Origin of the sequence: Corynebacterium sp. CCUG 65737 (assembly GCF_024454115.1) — a bacterium.
In the GTDB taxonomy this organism is placed as follows: domain Bacteria; phylum Actinomycetota; class Actinomycetes; order Mycobacteriales; family Mycobacteriaceae; genus Corynebacterium; species Corynebacterium genitalium.
Genome location: NZ_JAGPZB010000015.1, coordinates 26710 through 44979 on the forward strand (window position 1 = coordinate 26710; position 18270 = coordinate 44979).

The window sequence follows — 18270 nt, forward strand, 5'->3', positions numbered from 1 at the left end:
GTATAGGACGCGTCAAGCGCCTGTGAACCACGGTGCTAGGTAGGAATTATGAATACAGAATTCATTTGATTCACTTGACGTTTAAGAACGCACCGGGGTTTGTGCCCAACGACGGGCATCGGCGTTCGCGGCGTCCACACGTTCACGCTGCTCCGCGACACGCACTCCGGCGGTGCCGCCGCGCGTCGCGCGGGATGCCACAGCACCATCGATCGTGAGCACGTCGCGCACCTGCGGAGTGAGTCGCTTATCGACGCTTGCCAGCTCTTCATCCGTCAGATCGATCAAATCCACCCCGCGAGACTCGGCGATCCGAACGCATGCGCCGGAGGCTTCGTGCGCTTCACGGAACGGCACGCCTTGGCGGACCATCCACTCCGCAAGATCCGTGGCCAACGTGAACCCAGCCGGGGCGAGCTCACGCATCCGGTCCTCGTGGAAAGTCAGGGTGGACACCAACCCGGTCATCGCCGGCAACAGGATGCGGAGCTGGTCGATCGAGTCGATGATCGGCTCCTTGTCCTCCTGCAGGTCGCGGTTGTAGGCAAGCGGCTGCGCTTTGAATGTGGCCAGCAGGCCGGTCACGTTGCCGATCAACCGGCCGGATTTACCGCGGGCCAGCTCCGCAACATCCGGGTTCTTCTTCTGGGGCATGATGGATGACCCGGTTGACCACGCGTCAGCAAGCGTGACGTAGCCGAATTCCGGCGTCGACCACGCAATGATCTCTTCGGCTAGACGGGAGATGTCTACACCGATCTGCGCGAGCACATAGGCGGCCTCCGAAACGAAGTCGCGTGACGACGTACCGTCGAGGGAGTTATCGGCCGCAGAGTCGAACCCGAGTTCCTCCGCGATCGCTTCGGGGTCGAGCTGCAGCGACGAACCAGCCAGAGCGCCGGAGCCGTACGGGGACACGGCCAGACGCTTGTCCAGGTCGCGGATGCGCTCGATGTCGCGCAGCAGTGGCTGCGCATGCGCCAGCAGAGAATGGGCCAACAGGATCGGTTGCGCCGCCTGGAAGTGGGTCTTGCCGGGCATGACGGCGTCAGGGTGGGCGGCTGCCTGGGTGGACAGAGCTTCGATCAGGTCAGTCGTGTCCTGTGCGACAGCACGCACCGCATCACGAAGCCACATGCGGAACATCGCAGCAACCTGGTCATTACGGGATCGGCCAGCGCGCAGGCGGCCGCCGAGTTCGGGGCCGACGCGATCAATGAGACCGCGCTCCATCGCGCCATGCACGTCCTCGTCGGTCGGCTCAGGGCCGAAGGAACCATCAGCAACATCACGGCCAAGCTGATCGAGGCCAGCGAGCATGGCCTCGAGGTCGCTATCGGTCAGCAGTCCCGCCCGGTTGAGGACCTTCGCGTGGGCCTTCGACGCGAGCACGTCATACGGGGCGAGGATCCAGTCGAAGTGAGTGGACACAGACAGCGCGAACATCGCTTCCGATGGCCCGCCGGAGAAGCGACCGCCCCACAGTGCGCCCTGGTTGGTTCCGTGCTTTTCCATTAGGACTCCTGGGCAGTTGCGTTAGCGGCTGCCCTGTCGCGCTTGTTGGCAATCTCAGAAGACAGGCCGTGCAGCTTCACGAAACCCTTGGCGTGGGACTGGTCGAAGGTGTCGCCGGTGTCGTAGGTAGCCAGGTTGAAGTCGTACAGGGAGTGGTTGGAACGACGGCCGTTGACCGTGGCGGTGCCAGCGTGCAGAGCCATGCGAATGTCGCCGGTGACGTGCTCCTGGGTGGACTCGATGAAGGCGTCGAGGGAGCGCTTCAGCGGTGCAAACCAGAGGCCGTCGTAGACTTCTTCGGACCAGCGAGCGTCGATAAGCCTCTTGTAACGCGCGAGCTCGCGCTCGACGGTGACGTCTTCGAGCGCCTGGTGCGCGGTGATCAGTGCGACTGCACCCGGTGCCTCGTACACCTCGCGGGACTTGATGCCCACCAGGCGGTCCTCCACCATGTCCAAGCGACCGATACCTTGTGCACCGGCGCGGCGGTTCATCTCCTCGATGGCCTCAAGGACGCTCACCTTGCGGCCGTCGATAGCCACCGGCTTACCGGATTCGAAGGAGATGATGACCTCGTCCGGAGCATTACCCAGCGCCGGGTCCTCAGTGTAGGAGTACAGATCCTTGGTCGGCGGGTTCCACAGGTCCTCCAGGAAGCCGGTTTCCACGGCGCGGCCCCACACGTTCTGGTCAATGGAGAACGGAGACGCAGCGGATTGTTCGATCGGCAGGTCCTTGCCCTCTGCGTACTCGATGGCCTTGTCGCGGGTCCATGCGTAGTCGCGGGCCGGAGCAATGATCTCCAGGTCCGGGTCCTGGTTGACAAAGCCGACCTCGAAGCGGACCTGGTCGTTGCCCTTACCGGTACAGCCGTGGGCGACGTGTGTGCCACCGTGCTCCTGCGCGGCCTCCACGAGGTGCTTCACAATGAGCGGGCGCGAAATCGCCGACACCAGCGGGTACTGCTTCATGTACAGCGCGTTCGCCTTGATGGTGGGCAGGCAGTATTCCTCAGCGAACTCGTCGCGGGCATCCACCACAATGGACTCGACAGCACCGCAGTCGAGCGCGCGCTGACGCACGGACTCCATGTCTTCTCCACCCTGCCCCAGGTCGAGGGAAACGGCGACGACTTCACCACCAGTCATCTCTGCCAGGTACGGGATGGCCACAGAGGTGTCCAGTCCACCGGAGTACGCGAGAACAACACGGTTAGTCATTGGTGTCAAAGCTCCTTGTTTTGCTTATCTGTGTAATTGGTTCTGTTTGAGATCTAAGCCGAAGAAAGTCTACTCTTCAGCGTCCTCGGCGCCGTCGACCCGGTCGCCCATGAATTCCTCGGCGAGTTGCCTGCCGGAGAGTGGTTCGCGTGCCAGCACGAAGATGGTGTCATCGCCAGCGATGGTGCCCACGACTTTCTCCAACGCGACCCGGTCGATATAGCTGGCCAAATACTGCGCAGCACCCGCCGGCGTGCGCAGCACTGCAATGTTGCCGGTGTAGTCGACAGACACCACCAGTTCCGCGAGCATCCGGCGGAGTTTGTCGCGCGGCCCCTTTGGCGAGGCCTGGAACGACTGGGCCTCCTCCCCGACTGCATAGTAGGAACGCCCGCCGCCCGACGGTCGCACTTTACGCGCCCCAAGTTCGTCGAGGTCTCGCGACAAAGTGGCCTGGGTGATATCGATGCCCTCATCCAGGAGCAGCTCGGACAGCTGCACTTGCGAAGACACCCGGGTGTGATCGAGAATCGCCAGGATCTTCGCCTGGCGCGCGGTACGTGAATTCGGTGCGCTCATCTACTGGTTCTCCAACAGCCAAGCAAGCAGCGCTTTCTGCGCGTGCAGGCGGTTTTCTGCCTCGTCGAACACGCGCGACTGCGGGCCGTCGATGACTTCAGCCGTGACTTCACTGCCGCGGTACGCCGGAAGGCAGTGCAGGAAGATCGCGCCGTCGCTGGCACGGCCCATCATCGCTGCATCCACTTGGTACGGCAGGAACGGAGTACGGCGGTCCTTGCCGTCTTCTTCCATGCCCATGGACACCCACGTGTCGGTGATGACCACATCAGCACCATCCACGGCCGCCACATCGGACGTGACGGCGACCGTTGCACCTGTCTCTGCAGCGCGGGCCCGTGCGCGTTCCACGAATTCCGTGCGCGGCTGGAATCCCTCCGGGGAGATGACGGTGATGTCCATCCCAGCGGTGGCGAAGCCGATCATGTAGGAATTCGCCATGTTGTTGTCGCCATCACCTAGGTAAACGGCATGCTTACCCCGCAGGCCCGCCGGGCCTTCCTCCGGGCATAGGTTCTCGATGACTGTTTGCAGGTCGGCCAAGATTTGGCAGGGGTGAAGATCGTCGGAAAGCGAATTGATGATCGGCACACTCGCCCCCTCTGCCATCTCCGTGAAGTTCAAGTGCGCGTACGTGCGCCACACGATCGCGGAGACGTAACGCGACAAGGTCGCGCCAGTGTCCTGGAAAGTCTCACCTTTGCCCATCTGCGAGTTGCCGGTCTCGGCCACAATCGGGAAACCACCGAGCTCAGCGATGCCCGCCATGAAGGAAAAACGGGTGCGCGTCGACGTTTTATCGAAAAGAACAGCAACAGACTTTGGTCCCTCGAGCGGGCGGCGGGAATAGCGGTCGCGCTTCATCTCGGCCGCGAGAGCCAGAACCTCCGCCTGCTCAGCGGGGGTCACATCGTCGTCGGCTAGGAAGTGGCGTGGTGTGGTCACTGGTGTCCTCCGTTGGAGCTGGCAAAGCGGGACAGTGCTTCCTCCAGCGTAGTTGCGATCGCGTCCGTTGCTGCGCGCAGCTCGTCGCCGGTGATCACCAGCGGCGGAGTCAAGCGCAGCACAGACTCAGTGGGGGCGTTGAGAATAACACCGTGCTGCAGCCCAATCTGCACGGCCTCTTTCGCCACGGGCCTGTCCAGCACGACGCCGAGCATCAACCCGCGGCCACGCACGTGGTCAACGCCGTCAAGCTTATCGACGTCACGGGCCAACCCCTCCCCCTTCTGCCTCACCTGAGCACAGAACTGATCATCGACGATCTCCAGCACTGCCTGGGCAGCCGCGCAGGAGATCGGATTGCCTCCGAAGGTGGTCCCGTGGGAACCGGGCGTGAACATATCGGCCACATCACCGCGCGCGATGACAGCGCCGATCGGTAGCCCGCCGGCCAGCCCCTTGGCCATGGTGACAATGTCCGGCTGCACCCCGGAGGCTGCGTGGGCGAAGAAGGCACCGGTGCGTCCGACACCGGTTTGCACTTCATCGACGACCATGAGGATGCCGTGGGTATCGCACAGCTGGCGGACCGCTTCTAGGAATCCCTCCGGCGCTGGGATGACACCGGTCTCACCCTGGATCGGCTCAAGGAAGACGGCGGCAGTGTTCCCAGCGTTCTGCTCGACGAGTTCGCGCAGGTGGTCAATGTCGCCGTAACGGTAGAACTCCACCCCAGGCACGAGCGGCTCGAAGGGCGCTTGCTTGCATGGCTGGCCGGTCAAAGACAGCGAGCCCATAGTGCGGCCGTGGAAGCCATCGAGCGCCGCCAGCACGCGCGTGCGGCCGGTCAAGCGGGTGAGTTTGAACGCAGTCTCATTCGCCTCTGCACCGGAGTTGCAGAAGAAGACCTTCGCGGATGGATCACCGAAACGCTCCTTGAGCGACTGAGCCACGCTCAGTGCTGGTTCGGAGGCGAAGAAGTTGGAGATGTGGCCGAGCGTGCGGACCTGGCTGTCGACGGCCTCCACCAGTCTCGGGTGGGCGTGACCTAGTGAGTTCACTGCGATGCCGGCGAGCATGTCGATGTAACTGTTGCCCTCGGCATCGCGGACTGTGGCGCCGCGGCCGCTGACCAGCGGCAGTTGCGGGGTGCCGTAGGTATTCATCAGCGCCTCGGTCCACTGCCCGAGAGCTTGCTGGTTGCTCACTGCAGATCATCCTTCCTGAACACGGTTCCGTCGGGATAGTTTGCGGTGTCGTATTCGTCCGGAAGCACCATGGTGCCAATGCCTCCCATGGTGAACAGCTCCAGCAGCACGGAATGCGGGATCCGTCCGTCAATGACGTGGGCGGCGCTGACGCCCCCACGCACAGCGGTCACACAGGCTTCCATTTTGGGGATCATTCCGGAGTCGAGCGACGGCATGATTTCGTCGAGCTGCTCGAGCTCGATCTTGGACACGAGCGAGTCCTTGTTCGGCCAGTCGGTGTAGAGGCCCTCGACGTTGGTGAGTACAACGAGGCGCTCAGCATCGAGCGCGGCAGCGAGTGCGCCGGCAGCAGAATCGGCGTTGATGTTGTAGACGTTTCCGTCCGCTCCGGGGGCAATGCCGGAGACCACCGGAATGCGGCCAGCGTCGATAATGTCCATCACTGCAGACGGGTCAACATCGACAATCTCACCGACGAGACCGATGTCGGTCAGTTCCCCGTCGACCTCGACAAGACGCTTCTCCGCCGTGAACAGTCCGGCATCCTCGCCCGAGGTGCCCACCGCGTACGGCCCGTGCGAGTTGATGCGGCCCAGCAGGTCGCGGCCGACCTGGCCGAAGAGCACCATGCGCACCACATCGAGAATCTCTGGTGTAGTCACGCGGAACCCGCCGACGAACTCGCCGCCGTCGAGCTGCAGACGCCCCAGCATGTCGGTGATCTGCGGCCCGCCACCGTGCACGACGACGGGCTTCGCACCCACGGTGCGCAGGAAGACCATGTCAGCGGCGAAGGCGGACTTCAGGTCCTCGTCGATCATGGCGTTGCCGCCGTACTTGACCACGACGATCTTGTCGCGGAAGTGCTGCAGCCACGGCAGAGCTTCGGCGAGCACGTGTGCCCGGTCCTGATTGGAGAGAGCCCGGGAGAGCTGTGAAGGTTCCATTTACGTCGAGTACTCCGAGTTGATTTCCACGTAGGCGTAGGACAGATCAGTGGTGCGCACCGTGGCCGTTCCGGGTCCGCCAGTCCCGAGATCAACGCGCACGTCAACGTCAATGCCGCTGAGGTCGACTTCGCGCGCACCAGGTGCACCAGTGCTGCCCTCGCAGACCGGCTGGCCGTTGAAGTAGACGCTGATGTTGTCCGGGTCCATTTCCGCATCCGCCATGCCCACCGCGGCGAGCACGCGGCCCCAGTTCGGATCGGAGCCGAACATGGCGCACTTGAACAGGTTGTCGCGTCCGATCGTGCGTGCGGCGTTGAGAGCCTGCTCATCGTCGGCAGTGCCCTCGACAGTGACGGCTACGCGCTTGGTCACACCCTCAGCGTCCGCCTGGAGTTGGTCAGCCAGAAAAGCGCAGATCTCACCGATAGCCCCGGCGAATTCGCTCTTGTCGGGCTGGACACCAGAAGCTCCCGACGCCATGAGGATGACAGTGTCATTGGTCGAGGTCGCTCCATCAATGTCGAGCGTATTGAAGGTGCTTTTCGACGCTTCCTTGAGCACCTGATCCAACTCCCCCGCAGACACATCAGCATCGGTAGTCAAGCACACCAGCATGGTCGCCAGCGACGGGGCCATCATGCCCACGCCCTTGGCCATGCCGCCGATGCTCCACCCGTCGCGCTCTACAAGCGCTTGCTTCTCCACTGTGTCAGTCGTCAGAATGGCCACAGCAGCCTCATGACCGTTGTCGCCGAGCTGGCCACCGAGTGTTTCGATGCCTGCGCGGACCTTGTCCATGGGCATGAGTTCACCGATCAGGCCCGTGGAGCACACCGCGACATCCTCGGGTGCTACGCCGATCGACTGGGCTGCCAGCGACTGCATCTCCACTGCGTCCACATCGCCTTGACGGCCATTGCAGGCGTTGGCATTACCGGAGTTGAACACCACGGCGGCCAGTGAGCCCGTCGTCATCGCGTCACGAGTGACCTTCACCGGTGATGCGACGACTTTGTTGCGGGTCGTCACTGCGGCGGCGTCAAAGCGCGGGCCATGGTTGACCACCAGCGCCAGGTCGGGTTTTCCGGACGGCTTGATTCCGGCCGTCGTTGCCGCGGCGCTAAAGCCTGCGGGTGCTGTCACACCCGTTTTCTCAGATGCGCTCATTGTCTCTCCTTCACCTGCTTAGGGCGCGACTGCCGCCCGGGGCAGTCCGTCCGTTTCGTTGAACCCCATCTCAGCCAGCGCGATGTTCATGCACTGCACGGCGGCACCGCCCGTGCCCTTGGTCAGGTTGTCAATCGCCGAGGTAGCCAGCAGCATTCCCGCATCCTGATCGACCTCCACCTGGACGTGGCACATGTTGGACCCGACCACGTTCTGTGTCTGGGGCTGTACGCCCTTCGGCAGGAGGTGGATGAATGGCTCGCCCGCGTAGTACTCCGCGTACACGCCCCGCGCCTCATCCTCGGTCATCCCTTCCGTCAAAGGAGCAGTGACCGTGGTGAGAATCCCGCGCGGCAGTGGTGCCAACACCGGCGTGAAGCTGACTTTCACGTCCTTCTCCGTGACCTCGCTCAGGTTCTGCACCATCTCGGGAGTGTGGCGGTGCTTGCCGGCGGTGTTGTAGGCCTTCAGCGATCCCATGGTTTCTGCCCCCAGCAGGTCAACATTCGCCTTCTTGCCGGCACCGGAAACACCGGTGATGGAGACGACGTTGAGCCGCGGCTCCACGAGTTCATGTGCAACGGCAGGCAAAGCGGCGAGGGTAGCGCCCGTCGGGAAGCAGCCCGGGACCGCAATGCGTTTGGCCGCGGCGATCTCCTCGCGGCGACCCGGGATCTCCGGAATGCCGTACGGCCATGAGCCTGCATGTTCGCCGCCGTAGTATTTTGTCCAATCGTCGGCATTGCGCAGGCGAAAGTCCGCAGCGCAGTCAAGCACGAGGGTCTCCTCCGGCAGAGCAGAGCCAATCTCTGCAGAGAATCCGTGCGGAAGGCCGAGAAAGACAACGTCATGGCCGGCCAATGTTTCCGGCGACGTCGGCTCAATGACGCGGTCCGCGAGCTGCGGCAGGTGCGGCATGAGCGTATCGACGCCCTGACCTGCATTGGAATTGCCCGTCAACGCCCCGATCTTCAACGTCCCGTCGGCATAGCGCGGGTGTCCGAGCAGCAGGCGGAGGATCTCCCCGCCCGCATACCCGGTGGCGCCGGCAACAGCCACGGTGACGGTGTCAGTACCGGTTGCAGTGCCCTGGTTGTCTGTCATAGCGGTCATGCTACGCATCTGACCAGACACTTGCAAACTATTCCACCATATTCATTTTATGCGCGCATCTGGGCTCCGAGACGTTGAGCAGCCGCTTCCGCAGCAGCCAGGCGAGCCTCATTAGCTTCCTCGTCCGTCAAAGTGCGGTCAGAGGCACGGAACACCAAACCGAATGCGAGCGACTTCTTACCGTCGCCGAGGGCGTCGGAGCGGTAGACGTCGAAAAGCTCAACGGTTTCCAGCAGCTCGCCTGCCGTCTCGACGAGCGTGCGACGCACAGTTTCAGCCGGGATGTCATCATCGACAACGAGCGCAATGTCCTGGTGCAGTGCTGGGAACGCCGAGAGAACCGGAGCCGGCAGGTTCTCGCTTATCGGTAGCGCGGTCAGATCGATCTCCATCGCACAGGTGCGCTCGGGCAGACCGAGGGCTTCGAGAATTTGCGGGTGGAGTTCACCCGCGTAGCCGACAACGCTGCCATCGACGGAAAGCTGCGCACAACGTCCGGGGTGCCACGGCAGGTGTTCGGCAGACTCGATGTCCAGTTCCACACCGCAGGACTTAGCGACGATCTGAGCCGACTCGATCGCATCCGCCCACGTATACGTACGACCCTTGCCCCAGGGGCCCTCAAGCTCCTTGTTGCCGATCGCCACGGTAGCGGCGTGCAGATGCTGCTCTGGCAGGGAACCGATGAGCTCCTCAAGCACCTCCGGAGTCGGACGCTCCAGCACGCTCGGCATCGGAGATTCGTCGGCGGTCTTGAACACGGTCTGCGCGACCGAGTACAGGGCCAGGTCCGTGCGGCCCCGAGCGACGTTGCGGCCGACGGCCTCGAGCATCGTCGGCAGCAGCGTCGTGGCCAGTACGGCGTAGTCGGCATCAAGCGGGTTCTGGACCTGCACGGTCTTGCGGCGCTTGTCGCCACTCTCGAGTCCCCAGGTGTCCAAAACCGTGTTGGGCATGAACGGCGTCGGAATGATCTCCACATAGCCGGAGTACGCTAGCGCGTGCGTGACGGCGCGGCGGCGGCGCTGCACCGGGGACAGGCCGCGACCACCGCGCGGGGTCGGCAGCTCGAGCGGAATATCGTCCAAGCCCTCGAGACGAACAATCTCCTCGATCAGCTCGACCGGCTCGTTGAGGTCAGTGCGCCACGTCGGTGGGGTGACGCGCAAAGTCTCGTCGTCGCCCGTTACAGCGCACCCCACTTCTTCGAGGCGGCGTACGACTGTCTCCTTGGAGTAGTCGACACCGATGAGCTCGGACGGGCGGCTCACTCGCATCTCGATCGGCGCGCGGTCTTTGACGTCGCCGACGAGGGTGCGCTTGTCGGAGATGGTTCCGCCAGCGATGTCTGCCAGCAGTGCGCAGGCAATGTCGAGGGAGATTTCGATGATGGCGGGGTCAACGCCGCGCTCGAAACGTCGAGAAGCTTCAGAGCTGAGCTTGTGGTGGCGTGCGCTGCGTGCGACGGTGAGCGCGTCCCACGATGCCGCCTCGAAGTAGACATTGGTGGTCTCGTCGGAGATCTCCGATGTCGTGCCGCCCATGATCGCCGCCAGGGACTGGATGCCGTTGTCGTCGGAGATGACCACATCGTTCGCAGTGAGGGTGCGTTTGACGTGATCAAGCGTCTCGAACTCTTCCCCACCCTGAGCGTTGTGGACGCGCAGACCGCCGGCGATCTTGTCAGCGTCGAAGGCGTGCATTGGCTGGCCGGTGAGCAGCATGACAAAGTTGGTCACGTCGGTCGCGGCGTTGACGGAACGGACACCACCGAGCATGAGCACGCGCTTGAGCCAGAACGGCGCCTGAGCTTTCGGGTCAATACCCTCGACCATGCGCAGGCCGAAGCGCTGCGCCTTCGTGGACTCCTCAAGAGTGATCGGGATGAGATCGCCGGCCGGGGCCGGAACATCGCTGACATCGATGCCCGCGATAGACGGATCTGCGGCAAGGTCCTTGTACTCGAGGTCGAATGCGGAAGCGACCTCGCGGCCGAGACCACGTGCAGACAGCGCATATCCGCGGTCCGGGGTGATATTGACGTCGAAGACCGTATCCGGGCCGCCGAGCACCTCACGGGCGTCCTGGCCCGGGGTGCCGGCACCTTCCTCAAGGACGATGATGCCGTCGCTCTTGGCGGTGAAGCCGAGCTCCGCCTCCGAGGCCATCATGCCGTTGGAGATGTGACCGTAGGTCTCACGCGCGGCGATCTCGAAGCCGCCCGGCAGCACGGCACCTGGGAGCGAGACGACCACGAGGTCGCCCTCCTTGAAGTTGCGGGCGCCGCAGATGATGCCCTGCAGTTCGCCAGTGCCATTGGCCCGGCCAACGTCGACCTGGCAGTAACGGATGGGCTTCTTGAACTCCGTGAGTTCTTCGATCTCTTTCACGCGGCCGACCACGAGCGGGCCGGTGGTCTCCGGCAGCGGCTCGAAGCCTTCCGTCTCAAACCCCACGCGGACGAAGCCGGCGTCGAGCTCCTCAGCGCTCACGGTCCAGCCGGGGTTGCCGGCGTTGTTCAGCAGGGACGTCAACCAGTTCTGGGAAATCAGCATCTTTCTTTTCCTCCCCTTATCCCTTAAGCCTGCACACCGAACGGCTGGGTGAACCGCACATCGCCTTCAACCATGTCGCGCATATCGGTCAGTCCATTGCGGAACTGCAGCGTGCGCTCAATACCCATCCCGAACGCGAAACCGGAATACACCTCCGGGTCAACGCCGACCGCACGCAGCACGTTCGGGTTGACCATGCCGCAGCCGCCCCACTCGATCCAGCCGGCGCCGCCCTTCTTGTTCGGGAACCACACATCCACCTCCGCGGACGGCTCCGTGAACGGGAAGTAGTTGGTGCGGATGCGCGTCTTCGTCTCCGGCCCGAACAGGACTTTGGCCAGGTGGTCCAAGGTGCCACGCAGGTGCGCCATGGTCAGGCCCTTATCGACGGCGAGCCCCTCCACCTGGTGAAAGACCGGCGTGTGCGTCGCATCGAGCTCATCCGTACGGAACACACGGCCCGGGCATGCGATATAAATCGGCAGATCACGCTCGAGCATCGTGCGCACCTGTACCGGTGAGGTGTGCGTGCGCATGACCTGGCGAGAACCTTCGCTGCCGACGTAGAACGTGTCCTGCAGCGTGCGCGCCGGGTGGTCCGGGATGAAGTTGAGCGCGTCGAAGTTGAAGTACTCAGCTTCAACCTCCGGCCCCTCGGCAACCTCCCAACCCATGCCGATGAAGATGTCTGCAATGTTCTCGCTGAGAGTCGTAATTGGGTGCATTGCACCGGCCTGTGCACGGGACGTCGGCAGGGTGACATCGACCTTCTCCTCGCGCAGCTGCTGCTCGCGGTACTCCGCCTCACGTTCAGAGTGCAGTTCGCTGTAGCGTTTCTCAGCCCGGCCGCGGGCCATGTTCACGAACCGTCCGGCATCTTTACGCTGGTCCTTGGGTAGCGTGCCCAGCGCCTTGCGTGACTGCATGATCGGCGACTGCTCACCAAGGTGCTCGCGCTTAGCGGCCTCGAGGGCGGTGAGATCCTCCGCAGCCTCAAAGGCGGCGATGGCTGCATCTGCAGCGGCATTCAAGCTCTCTTCGGTCAATTCGATTTCCGGTGTGGGAGTGCTCTGATCAGCCACGCTACCGTTCACCCGCGCCTTTCCAGACATACGTTTTCAAAACGGTCACCAGCATACCTGCGCACCTCGGTTTCCCCGCGGCAAGGCCCAGTTATTCGGCTACCGTGAGCTGGGCCCTATCAATGCTCACATCCCGCAAGGCACTAAGAAGCTTCTCGGCGTGGCTCGAGAGGCATTGCAAGTCCTCCTCGCCCATCTTGCCGCCAACCGCATTCGCCCACCTGTGTTGGCGCGGCCGGAGTTCAGCAAGGTTGGCTTTGCCTACTGGAGTGAGTGCGAGCAAAGGCGAACGTCTGTGCGCGGGATTGCTTTGCCACTGTGCTGCCCCCGTCTCGACGGCAACGTTAGCCAGTCTTTGCACGCTCTGCCGCGCGTTTCCTAATCGGCGGGCGATCTCCGCGACCGTCAATGGCTCATCGATGACCAAGCCCAGAACTTTCCACATCGCTGGCGACAGACTCGTACCATCCGTGATCGACATAGCTGCGCTCTCCAGTTCAGCGGCGACCTCAAAGAGGGGCAGAACGAGGTCTGTGAGAGCGTCCCCCTCAGGCGTTCTGCCAGGCACCTAGAGCCTCCATAAACTCTTGGAACGCCTCAGGGTCACCCAAGTAGAGCTTCTCCCATGAGTCGATGAGGACGTTTGAGAGCAAATCAATCTCACGCAGAACAGCGGCCGTGAACTGCACGGGATAGATGCCAGACGCTGTGATCACTCCCCTGTCGCTTACCGTGGGCGCGTCCGAGTAGTTGTCGGCCCCTAGATAACCGGTCCCGACCAGAAACTCCGCGGCGTTTGAGGTGTGTTTGCGATGATCGAGCACTCCAGCCCGCGCGAGTGCGAGAGTGCCGCCGCAGATGGCGGCAACCGGCACTCCTTGCCTTTCGCATTCTCGGACAATCTCTAAGAGTGGTTCATGACCCGAGCCATAGGTGTCCCCTCCTGGAATGACCAGGACACTCAACTGGTTGAGATCAAGCTCGTCGAGATCAACATCTGGCTTGAGGTTCAAACCGCCGAGAGTGTGAACGTCTTCCACCCTGTCTCCCACGAATTGGATCTCGCAGGTCCCCCGTTTCGCTTGCTGCGCCCGAGCAACCAGCGTCGTGAGGTAGGCAAACTCCCAGTCGGCCATGGTGTCTGTGGCGTAGCAAGCTAGCAGCTTGGTCATACATGACAGCATACTGTCATTCTTGCCCGGGCGCTAGCCCCGTTCCACCGTGCCTCGGCTAAAGGTTCAATCCCCCAGCATCTTGGCGGATTCCCACAGGCAGATGGACGCCGCCGTGGAAAGATTCAGCGACTCGGCCGAGCCCTTAATCGGGATGGAGACGCGATAGTCAGCGGCAGCCAGTACATCGTCGGGAAGCCCGTGCGCCTCGTTGCCGAACAGCCAGGCAGTCGGCTGATCAAGCGCATTGCCGGGGTCGTCGAGCGAGACTTCTCCGCCCATTGTGGTCGCCGCCAGTTTCAGACCCGCTGCTCGGAGTTGACCAATCGCACCGTTCACGTCGCGCTCACGCGCCACCGGCACGTGGAAGAGCGAGCCGGCAGAAGAACGGACTACCTTCGGGGACTCTGGGTCGACTGTGTCACCGGCGAAAATGACGGCGTCGGCACCGAGCGCGTCGACAAGCCTGATGATGGTTCCCGCATTGCCCGGATCATTCGTGCCCACGCACACCGCGACGAGTTTGGGGCGACCTGTGAGCACAGAGCCGAGCGTCCAGGTCACCGGCTTGCACACGGCGAAAATGCCGGTTGTGTGCACTGTGTCAGTGAGAGACTGGGCGGCCTTGTCCGTGATGGCGTGAGTGAACACGTCCATGTAGGCGGCGGTGGTCACTACGTCATAAAAGCGATCGGCAGCGGCTTCAGTGACGAAGAGGTCTGTTGCCGCGCCCGTGGCAACGGCGGCCTCCACCGAATTCTCTCCTTCTGCAAGGAACCGACCAGCCTTCTTCCGGCCGGCTGCCCGGTTCAGCTTGGCGGCGTTGACCACGCGCGGGGTGCGTTCGGTGAACGGTTCAGAAAAGTCGAGAGCCATTAGGCGACAGCCTCCGGAATCGGGTGCAATGTGACTTCGATGCTAAGCGCTTTCGCGTGCATCCGTGTCATCGTGGTACCCGCCACCGCGTATCACCGGTGCGTTTCGGCAACATGGAAAATCTCGTTCTCCCCCGGCATCCACGCCGTCTCATCCGGGCTCGCACGAAAAGCCATTGGGATGCCTGTGCAGTGCATCCAGTCCAGTGAGTCAGTCACCTGCACGTGAACGTGTGGTTGGGTGCTGTTCCCCGAATTTCCGCACTGGCCGATCACTTCGCCGGCACGGAGACTATCCCCGACTGTTACCGTCACGCTCCCCTGCTTCAGGTGCACAAGAGCAACGTAGTACCCGGTTGCTGCGCACCGCACCACCACGGCATTTCCGGTGATTGCCCGGATGCCGCCGGTGCGCAAGCGTTTCCGCTGGCCAAGCACGTACGGCAGCAGCCGGAACGGCGACCGGCGCGCTTCATGGTCTGCAATTCCGTCCCATGCCTCCACCACCTCCCCGCCAACGGGAGCGAGCACGTCGCGCCCGAATGACGGGAACGACTCCGGATCCTCCAATCCGAAAGGAGTGGACCAGCTCCACGGCGCGGTGCGACCACCTTCGGACAGACCGATGAAGTCAATTGAGTACGTAGTCCCCAGCATGTGCGAGCCGTGACTGGGCACCCGGCGGGCGGGGCTATTACGTGCGCGCCACCAACCGGTGAACGGGAAGTCGAGCTCGACAACTTCTGCCACACCCCCAAGAGTACCGAGTGAACGCCGCTACCTAGCGCGTAGCTACTTCATGGCAGCGCACCCACCCTGCTTAAGCAACTGGGCTGTTCTCGAGAATGGTGTCGATAGAGACCGGTTCGACATTCTTCTGCGCGTCGAGGTGGTGGAGAACCGACATTGCTTCCTCCCACTCAGCGACGACAACCGGAAACCCCTTCATTCGTGTCTCCAGCTGTCCGCCCTCGACCTTGCCTCCGACAACGATGACGAGGATCAAAGCTACGTCACCGCCGTTGATGAACCGTCCTGCTTCGGCGAGCGCGGTCACCGACCGGTGGCGCGACAGCTCCTCGAGACCGAGGGCATGATCCACCAAGGTGTGCTTCGATGTCTGAGTCAGTGTGCCGCGCCAGTACTTGACGTCTGCCACAACAACGCCTCCACGGGTGGAAATGATATGCCCAACGGGAAGGGTCCTCGTCGATCGGGCTTCGTCGGCCAGTGCCCGGAGGAAACGGTCGTTCGGGTCCGGGTTCGTGGCCGAGGCTGCGGAATCGACGCGAGTAAACGCAATGGGGTTGACTGCGCGCACCTCAGTTTCCGCGACGCGAATGAGATTCGAACTCCGGCCGGGGTTCAACTCGATGTCGTGAGCGATCTGCACGTCAAAAGGCAGCATGTTCTCTAGTTCGAGCCCGCGCTGCTGCCGTTCAAACAACGCTCGCGCGTAAGGCAAGGCGTGCGGAACTTCGTTGATGCCGTTGAACGTGCCGCGCTGCGCTTGCTTCACAAGCGGATTGGTCAGCACGCCGCGCGCCTTCCTCGAGATCGAATGAGGAAAGTCGGGATCAGACACGATGCGTTTCATGACGAAGAACCACGCGATTCCCAGCGCTATCAAGATTGCGAACATGACCAGACCACCGACACCGGAATTCATCCGCTCAATGTTCAGGAAGAAAACGATGACCAGCACCGCCGGCAATCCGAACGTGAGAACCACGGCAACCGGGAGCAAGTACCCCAGGTGGAGACCAATCAGCTGCATCGCGAAATCCTTCATCGCTCTCACCACGGGATTCGGCTTGCGCTTCGGTTTATCTTCGCTGGGCGGCTTTGCAGACGTTCCCCACGACGTGTTCAGCGTACGGTCGAAGAAGCGCCACGCGCTTTCCGACGGCGCACCGCCCACTCTCACCGCCATACCGATACCCTCCTGACCTCGCTGCTGGGGTTCAACCTACACTCACAACAGCCTTCTCAGGTAGGTTCCGTAAGCCGAGCGCCCCGCGGCCAGGTTGCGAACCGTGGCGCACGGGGCGTCGACAAGCAGGGCGCGCTCGGCGCACCACCGGAGGTCAGTGATTAATCACCGGGTTTCGGGACCGCCGGGGGCTCGCCACTTTGCCCAGCGGCGGCAGCAGCGGGATCGACGATGCCGCTGCCGCAGCCTGCGCACGAGCCCTTGATCGGGCGCGCCGTGTCCCGTAGTCGAGTTGCAACCTCCTCCGGGCTCATGTCTGGGTTCTCTCCACGGATCAGTGCAGCGACACCGGAAACAAACGGCGTCGCCATGGACGTGCCTTGCAGCGAGCCGTAGTTCGGCTGCTCCGGCTGTTTGCTCCCGGAGTTATAGGTAGACAGGATCCCGCCGCCTTGGCGTGCGTCGCCGCCAGGAGCTGTGATGTCAACCGGCTCCCCATAGTTGGAGTAGCTTGCTTTCTCGTCCCGCTGGCCTGAAGCGGCCACCGTCACTACTCCACTACAGCTAGCTGGCGAAACATTGGCCGCGTTCTGGTTCTCATTGCCAGCGGCGACAACGACGACGGTGCCGCGGCTGCGTACCCTGTCGATGACTTCCTGGTAGTAGCGGGAGCACGTGCCCGGGCCACCCAGCGACATGTTGATAATGCTAGCGGGATTCGGGTTGTCTTCAGCTCCCCTCACTGTGCCACCAGAGGCCCAATCCATCGCATCGAAGATGTCGGAACTGTAGCCACCGCACGGTCCCATGACGCGCACCGGCTGTAGCGTTGCATTCGGCGCAACGCTGGCTACCCCTTCGCCGTTGTCCGTCACTGCGGCGGACGTACCTGCAACGTGAGTGCCGTGCCAGGAAGATGGTGACGGCCTGCCGCCACCGCCACCGCAGATACCCGCTTCCCCCCAGTCGCCCTCATCACGGGGGTCAGGGTCCCAGCCATCCCCGTCGCGAGCCTGCTTGGAAGAAGAAATGAAGTCATATCCCCCGGCCACGTTCTCATCCAAATCAGGGTGCGAGGTGATGCCGGTGTCCAGAACAGCGATCGTCTGCCCGTCGCCCCGCTTCGGAGCATTCTCCCACGCGCTTTCGATGCTCGGGCCTGCCATTCCGTTCAACGCCCACTGTTGCCCCATGCGAGGATCATTGACAGCCATGGGAAACATCCGCACATCCTCTTCAATGTGCGCGACCTTCCCGCTATTCTGGGTGTCCTTGATGAACTCCTGGACTTCTTCATCGCTCATGCGCTTGTCAGCCGCCACGACACTCGTGCCGTCTTCACGCTCACGAACTTCAGTGACCTCGGGAAGCGGGTCGTCCGTCGCTGAATTGAGAATGCTGGCGCGCTCCTCAGGAGCACTTGGCTCCTCTGTGAACTCGACGATGAAGCGCGTCGGAGCCTCATCGTCCTGCACCTGCGTGTCAATTCTCGGAGCATCGGTGATGCGCGCATCTTGCGCCCCTGCAACCGGTATTTGCGCTGCGGCTAACAGCACGAGGCTTACAGGCACTACCGCGACGGCCGCTGTTTTCTTGGGTCTCATTGACGTTCCTTTTCTGTCGGTACCTCGGTGAAGCGTCATGTCGCATCCACCCGCCCGTCGTTTCAGCGACGGAGCGGTGCCGAAGTGTAAAAGATCAATGTCACAGAATGTAAGCGGAAACGAAGTCTGAGCTGATATTTACCTGAGCACAAACGCGGGATGGCCGAGGTCCGCGCCATGATCGACCGCGGAAAAATTGACAGGAATACCGGGTGCAAACACCACCAAACACCACCCCCGCTCACCCCACCCGCGGAACTTCGGTAAGCCCCAATGGGCGGATTCTAGGGGTCGTTGCAACATTTCCTAGCTTTCAGCTAAACCTAACAGCTCCGCCATCCGCTCCGCAGGA

16 protein-coding genes are annotated in these 18270 nt (G+C 62.5%); all 16 read right to left on the minus strand.

The window, feature by feature from the left end; all coding sequences use genetic code 11:
- Positions 1-81: 81 nt before the first annotated feature.
- The 16 genes from argH to KBX17_RS10305 all read right to left on the minus strand — a co-directional run bounded on the left by argH (position 82) and on the right by KBX17_RS10305 (position 17918).
- On the minus strand, positions 82-1515 hold the full coding sequence (argH, locus tag KBX17_RS10230) for an argininosuccinate lyase (RefSeq protein ID WP_256019715.1): 1434 nt from the start codon (positions 1513-1515) through the stop codon (positions 82-84).
- Positions 1515-2735, minus strand: coding sequence for an argininosuccinate synthase (locus KBX17_RS10235; RefSeq protein WP_256019716.1), 1221 nt, complete (start codon positions 2733-2735; stop codon positions 1515-1517). The genes argH and KBX17_RS10235 overlap by 1 nt, the downstream gene beginning before the upstream one ends.
- A gap of 69 nt (positions 2736-2804) precedes the next feature.
- A complete protein-coding gene (locus tag KBX17_RS10240; protein ID WP_255994877.1) occupies positions 2805-3314 on the minus strand; it encodes an arginine repressor in 510 nt (169 codons plus the stop codon).
- Complete coding sequence (argF, locus tag KBX17_RS10245; RefSeq protein ID WP_256019718.1) at positions 3315-4259, minus strand: ornithine carbamoyltransferase; 945 nt, start codon at positions 4257-4259, stop codon at positions 3315-3317.
- Entirely contained in the window at positions 4256-5464 is a 1209-nt protein-coding gene (locus tag KBX17_RS10250) for an acetylornithine transaminase (protein ID WP_256019719.1), read from the minus strand. Before KBX17_RS10250 ends, argF begins: the two co-directional genes overlap by 4 nt.
- Positions 5461-6414, minus strand: a complete 954-nt coding sequence (argB, locus tag KBX17_RS10255) for an acetylglutamate kinase (protein WP_005290279.1) — start codon at positions 6412-6414, stop codon at positions 5461-5463. The genes KBX17_RS10250 and argB overlap by 4 nt, the downstream gene beginning before the upstream one ends.
- Positions 6415-7584 (minus strand): bifunctional glutamate N-acetyltransferase/amino-acid acetyltransferase ArgJ, encoded by a 1170-nt coding sequence (argJ, locus tag KBX17_RS10260; protein ID WP_005290282.1) that lies wholly within the window; start codon positions 7582-7584, stop codon positions 6415-6417.
- An 18-nt stretch (positions 7585-7602) separates the two neighbouring features.
- Positions 7603-8688, minus strand: coding sequence for an N-acetyl-gamma-glutamyl-phosphate reductase (gene argC / locus KBX17_RS10265; RefSeq protein ID WP_050748882.1), 1086 nt, complete (start codon positions 8686-8688; stop codon positions 7603-7605).
- 56 nt (positions 8689-8744) lie between these two features.
- On the minus strand, positions 8745-11252 hold the full coding sequence (gene pheT, locus KBX17_RS10270; RefSeq protein ID WP_256019721.1) for a phenylalanine--tRNA ligase subunit beta: 2508 nt from the start codon (positions 11250-11252) through the stop codon (positions 8745-8747).
- 23 nt (positions 11253-11275) lie between these two features.
- Positions 11276-12364 carry a phenylalanine--tRNA ligase subunit alpha gene (pheS, locus tag KBX17_RS10275; protein WP_256019722.1) on the minus strand — a complete coding sequence of 363 codons (1089 nt, stop codon included), beginning with the start codon at positions 12362-12364 and terminating at the stop codon, positions 11276-11278.
- Between the two features lie 61 nt (positions 12365-12425).
- Positions 12426-12815 (minus strand): MarR family winged helix-turn-helix transcriptional regulator, encoded by a 390-nt coding sequence (locus KBX17_RS10280; protein WP_370687604.1) that lies wholly within the window; start codon positions 12813-12815, stop codon positions 12426-12428.
- A 67-nt stretch (positions 12816-12882) separates the two neighbouring features.
- Positions 12883-13506, minus strand: a complete 624-nt coding sequence (locus KBX17_RS10285; RefSeq protein WP_255997497.1) for a DJ-1/PfpI family protein — start codon at positions 13504-13506, stop codon at positions 12883-12885.
- A 66-nt stretch (positions 13507-13572) separates the two neighbouring features.
- Entirely contained in the window at positions 13573-14382 is an 810-nt protein-coding gene (locus KBX17_RS10290; RefSeq protein WP_255994871.1) for an RNA methyltransferase, read from the minus strand.
- Positions 14383-14474: 92 nt separating this feature from the next.
- Positions 14475-15131: a M23 family metallopeptidase gene (locus KBX17_RS10295; RefSeq protein ID WP_255997496.1), complete on the minus strand. Its 657-nt coding sequence runs from the start codon at positions 15129-15131 to the stop codon at positions 14475-14477.
- Between the two features lie 70 nt (positions 15132-15201).
- Positions 15202-16314, minus strand: a complete 1113-nt coding sequence (locus tag KBX17_RS10300) for a hypothetical protein (protein WP_256019724.1) — start codon at positions 16312-16314, stop codon at positions 15202-15204.
- 161 nt (positions 16315-16475) lie between these two features.
- Complete coding sequence (locus KBX17_RS10305) at positions 16476-17918, minus strand: S8 family peptidase (RefSeq protein WP_256019726.1); 1443 nt, start codon at positions 17916-17918, stop codon at positions 16476-16478.
- Between the last annotated feature and the right edge of the window lie 352 nt (positions 17919-18270).